Here is a 5,204-nt window from a genome sequence, read left to right on the forward strand (position 1 = left end):
AAATAGACCCCCCTTTTTCGTTCTACTATCTGCTTGTAATGTGACCTTATTTCGACGAGCGATCAACTTTTAGATCATTTAACTGGCCCGTTCCGCGAGGAGAAATCTCCCCTTCCCTTAAAACAAACCCGCTCGTCATCCCGAAGCGCAGCGAGGGACCTCAAAAACAAACCCGCTCGTCATCCCGAGCGCAGCGCGGGACCTCAAATCTATTTATCTCATCGTCATCCCGAGCGCAGCGAGAGACCTCTAATCCATTTATCTCATCGTCATTCCGAGCGCAGCGAGGGACCTCAAAAAACAAACATTATTCTTACTTTTACCCCCGTGTCCAAAAACAATCCGGATTTAATAAAAATTGCCATAATCGGTTCCAGAGGATACCCATACGTTTACGGAGGTTATGAAACCTTTGTTAAAGAACTCAGTGAGCGATTGATCACTAAAAATGTGGAGGTCCATGTTTATAATCAAAAGAACCTGTTCCCTGAAAGGCCTGCAATGGTTAATGGCATACACATTCACTATATCCCTACCCTGCCCCACAAGTCACTAAACCAAATCATCTACTGCTTTCTTTCTCTGTTCCACGCAGCATTTACTACGGTCGACGTCATATTTGTCCTGAATCTGGCTGCCGGCCCTATGGGCTGGATCCCAAAACTTACCGGGAAAAAGACCATGATCAATACCGACGGTTTAGAATGGCTCCGTCCGAAATGGAAAGGACTGGGTGCTAAATATTTCTATTTCGGCGCATGGTCTGCGACGAAGTTATATGATCAGCTGATCTGTGACGCCGTCGCCATGCAGAAAGTATACAAAGAACTGTTTAATGCAGAAACCAAGGTAATCGCATACGGAGCCCCTCCCTTTAAAAAATCCGAAGAAAACCATATTAACAAGCTGGGATTAAAGGCTGGCGAATACTACCTCATAGTAGGCCGCCTGGTTCCGGATAATAATGCCGATTTAATTGTAAAAGGCTTTCTTCAATCCAATTCCTCAAAGAAACTGGTCATCGTGGGAGATGTTCCTTATCGCGATGTGTATGCGCAGGAAATTAAGAGATTTGCAAGCGAAAAAGTCATATTTTTGGGCTATGTTAAAGAAGCGGATGTGTTAATGTCCCTATACCAGCATTGCTATGTATATTTACACGGGCACCAGTTTGGCGGCACTAATCCGGCCATGCTGAAGGCTATGTCAAACCAATGTGCTATACTTGCATTGGATACTCCGTTTAACCGTGAGATGCTGAATGAAGGAGAATTTGGAATGTTTTTTGAGTTAGACAGCATCGCGCTAGCCACTGAGATGAACCTCATTGAAACGCAGGAAGAGAAGGTTGAATCCTTTAGGAATAAAGTTAAACACGGGCTTACTGAGAAATATAATTGGGATGTTATCGCCGATCAGTACAGAGCGGAATTTATTAGTTTACAGAAGCAATAAATGACCCAGCGACATCTTAAATACAGAATCGTACGTTGTCTCATTGATACGCCCATAATTTTTGTAGCGCTTTTAATTGCCTACAATTACTTCCCACTACCCGAATTTATATATCCGGGCAGACCCTTTATCTCCATACTTTTTATTTTTTCTGTGGTATCCTGGTATATCGCTGCACAATTTACCAGCCTCTACTCCGACCTCAGGTCGAAGAAGTTCTCCGAGGAAATCATTTATATCCTGTTTACCGTTTTCCTCTTCTTTATCCTTCTTAGCTTTTTCCTGTTCATGCTAAGAGAGGAACTCTATATCCGTAATAAGTTTCTTGCACTATTTCTTTTGGTGCTGACTATGATGGTAATAGCCACGAAGTACATGCTCCGAAAATACCTCCATCAAATTCTTTATACCGGACGCTTAAACGAGAATATCCTATTAATCGGGGCCACACAGGCTGCAAAAGATTTCTACGACACCATCAATCGCCATTATTTTTACGGATACAAGTGTGTAGGATTTTTAGATAATGAGATCGAAAAATTAAATGGCTGCCCTAACCTCGGAAAGATAGAAGACATCTCAAGGGTGCTTGAGGACAATGTCATTGATGAGGTAGTCATTGCCCTGCCAAATTCCCAGCATAACGATATGCGGATTTGCATGGAAGCCTGCGATCTGTATGGAAGGCGGGTACGTATTATCCCGGATCTATATACCTATGCCTCCAGTAATATCCAGATAAATAACATCGGGATGCTGCCTGTAATCAATTTGCGGGCCTTACCTCAGGACAGGGCGGCCAATAAAATTGTTAAAAGAGCATTTGACGTTCTGTTTTCCCTGTCGTTTTTTGTCTTTCTAGGCTGGTGGCTGCTCCCTTTAATTGCACTTATTATCAAGCTGACATCCAAAGGCCCGGTTCTTTTCAAACAGGAGCGCTGGGGACTTAACAATCATTTAATTGTTTGCTATAAGTTCAGGAGCATGTACGTAAACAGCCCGGAAAGTGATTCTAACGGGAAATTCCTGCAGGCCTCCCCTAATGATGTACGTGTTACGGGCTGGGGGAGATTTATGAGGAAATGGAACATCGACGAATTACCACAGTTCTGGAATGTTTTGCTGGGAAACATGTCTATCGTTGGCCCGCGCCCTCACGTTACCCCGCTTAATGTCTCTTCTATGCATAAGGTCGACAGATATATGCTGCGACATCTGGTAAAGCCGGGAATCACCGGATGGGCGCAGGTAAACGGCAGCCGGGGTGAAACTAAAACGCCTTACGACATGCAAAAGAGGGTTAATCACGATTTATACTACATTCACAACTGGACCTTTCAGCTCGACCTTCAAATTATCTTACAAACCATTATTACCATCATTAAGGGTGACCAGCATGCATATTAGCATTATCAAAAAATCTATATTATTTTCTTTTTTTATCTTCTTATTCAGCAGTTCCCTTCAGGCCCAGGTGGTGTGGGAGAACCCTAAATACGAAATATACGATTTCCTTTCCCGCCAGGCCCAGAAGGGAAATATTGAATTTGCCGATTTCATTCAGCCATTGAGCAGAATGGAAATAGCCAGGCACCTGAACACCCTGTCTGATTCCACGCTGCGTTTATCTCTCCTGGAAGAGAAAGAACTGAAATTCTACCTGAAAGAATATTCTGAATTTCCGGTTCGTGATACAGGATCCGTTTACTTCGCAAAAAAAGATTCGTCCGGCCGCTTACGCTTTCTTTCCGTTGAGAAAGATGGTTTCGTTGTGAGAGGTGAACCCGTGTTCACACTGGAAACCCTGCAAGGCGATGGAACCAATGTTTTCAAAAAAGGGAACGGCCTGCAGTTTTGGGGGCATATGGGTAAGAATATCGGATTCCAGTTCTACTTCCAGGATTATACCGAATCCGGCGAGGGGGTCGACAGCCTGAAGAATTTCACCAGCGATCAGGGCATCGTAAGAACGAATACAGTAAATCAGGACCGGGTATCTTACAGCGAGATCAGGGGCCATATGACTTATAGCTGGAAAAATGGCTCCATTTCCCTGGGGAAAGATAATTTGCAATTCGGCTATGGACGAAGCGGTAAGGTTATTCTATCCGATAAAGCTCCATCTTATCCTCATATTCGATTAGACTACAGGCCCCTTAAATGGATGAGCTTCCAATACGCCCATGCATGGCTTCAATCTTCCCTGCTTGATTCCAATAAAACCTATCCCACTGGAAACGCGGTTTTTGGCGGAGACAGGGAGTTCTATATCTCAAAGTTCATGGCAACCCACAGCCTCAACTTCTTCCCTGCAAAAGGCCTAGCGTTGAGTATAGGAGAATCTATTATTTATAGCGATAAATTGAATGTCGCTTATTTAATGCCGGTGATGTTCTTTAAAGCTTATGATCATTATACCAGTAGACATAATATCTCAGCTGGCTCAAACGGCCAATTTTATCTGCAGGCAAGTTCGCGGAATCATATCCCTAACACCCATTTGTACATAAATACGTTTATCGATGAGATACGTACATCTTCTTTGTTCGACGCCTCTAAGAGCCGAAACCAATTAGGTTTCACTTTAGGAGCCTCTGTCACCGACATCCTGCCTTATTTAACACTGGGATATGAATATACCCGGGTAAACCCTTTTGTATACCAAAACCTGATCAATGCGCAGTCGTATCGAAGCCAGAACTATTTATTAGGCGACTGGATTGGAAATAACGCCGACCGTTCGGTGATGTTTATGGAATATACCGCCATCCCGCGTTTAAAAGCCCTGATACAATATCAGCATATCAGAAAAGGATCCGCCGGGACTATAGAGCAGCAATATTATGCCGAGCCGCAACCAGAATTCCTTTTTGGGCTTAACAGAACGCAGACTGAAGTGATGCTTGGCTTATCATATCAGATAATACATAATGTCTATGCCCAAAGCCGTTATACCAGGATAACAGACCAGGGTTTTAACTCTGACGTAAAGACAAATTTATTCAACTTTGGTATAAGTATTGGGATGTAAGGACCTCGTTGTCTTTGCGAGGAGGCACGACGAAGCAATCTCTCTTTTATGAAGCCTCATAGATTGCTTCCCTCCGCTCGCATTGACACACTATAGCATCAAGTTATGGATATAATCCTATATTTGTAGCTAAATTTTCGGCCATTCCATGCGTTTACGATATATATTAATCGCTTTAATAATTAGCGTTTCACTTCTGAAGGTTCAATACTCCTTTTCTCAAACCATCTCGGTAGATAATTTACAGAATTTTAAAGTCAGCCAGCTATCTGACCAGCAAATCCTTGATTTCTGGCAAAGGCTGCAGGGCAGCGGAGTATCCGAAGAAGTTGCATTCCAGCAGGCGATACAGAGAGGTTTACCAGCTACTGAGGTTGAAGCCTTCAAGATAAGACTTAGTCAGATTCAAGCCAGCGGGGCGAAATCAAAAATGGCCCAGATAAAGCGTGCCCCAGACCCGATGCCTGAGAGGCGGGATACGGTTAGAACAGTTATTGATCAGGTACAAAAATCATCTTCTACTGTCTACGGTTATGAGTTTTTCAATAATTCAAAACTCACCTTTGAACCGAATATCAGGATTGCAACCCCAAAGAACTATGTTCTTGGTCCTGATGATGAAGTGATTATCAACGTAACAGGACTAAATTCTACGACGATCACCCGTAAAATTACACCGGACGGGAACATCCTTTTGCCCTATGCTGGACTAGTATAC

4 protein-coding genes are annotated in these 5,204 nt (G+C 43.3%); all 4 read left to right on the forward strand.

The features are described from left to right. Nucleotides 1–327 precede the first annotated feature (327 nt). A complete protein-coding gene (locus WBJ10_RS03475) occupies nucleotides 328–1,455 on the forward strand; it encodes a DUF1972 domain-containing protein (RefSeq protein ID WP_424288163.1) in 1,128 nt (375 codons plus the stop codon). Next, entirely contained in the window at nucleotides 1,456–2,862 is a 1,407-nt protein-coding gene (locus tag WBJ10_RS03480) for an undecaprenyl-phosphate glucose phosphotransferase (protein ID WP_424288164.1), read from the forward strand. Next, a complete protein-coding gene (locus tag WBJ10_RS03485; protein WP_424288165.1) occupies nucleotides 2,852–4,486 on the forward strand; it encodes a hypothetical protein in 1,635 nt (544 codons plus the stop codon). The genes WBJ10_RS03480 and WBJ10_RS03485 overlap by 11 nt, the downstream gene beginning before the upstream one ends. Before the next feature lie 148 nt (nucleotides 4,487–4,634). Next, on the forward strand, nucleotides 4,635–5,204 hold a 570-nt coding region (locus WBJ10_RS03490), incomplete at its 3' end, for a polysaccharide biosynthesis/export family protein (protein ID WP_424288166.1).

It is taken from the genome of Daejeonella sp., assembly GCF_049655485.1.
Lineage (GTDB): Bacteria > Bacteroidota > Bacteroidia > Sphingobacteriales > Sphingobacteriaceae > Daejeonella.